The 245-nt window shown below is 58.8% G+C and carries 1 pseudogene; it reads left to right on the forward strand.

Annotation, left to right across the window (positions count from 1 at the left end):
* Positions 1 to 245 (forward strand): annotated as a pseudogene (locus tag SB756_RS34000) (hybrid sensor histidine kinase/response regulator); the annotation flags it as partial.

The following is a 245-nucleotide window of genomic DNA, read 5'->3' on the forward strand; positions in this document are numbered from 1 at the left end:
GCAGGACATTCCGGTACTGATCAGGGAGTCCAAGGAAGGCATCGGCCGGGTGGCGCAGATCGTCAAGGACCTGAAGAACTTCTCCCGGGTCGACAGCGACCAGCAATGGCAGCTGGCGAGCCTGCAACAGGGCATCGACTCGACCCTGAACATTGTTGCCAACGAACTCAAGTACAAGGCCGACCTGGTCACCGACTACCAGCCGTTGCCGGAAATCGAATGCCTGCCCTCCCAACTCAATCAAG

The organism is Pseudomonas sp. SIMBA_068 (genome assembly GCF_046534705.1).
Classification (GTDB): Bacteria; Pseudomonadota; Gammaproteobacteria; order Pseudomonadales; family Pseudomonadaceae; genus Aquipseudomonas; species Aquipseudomonas putida.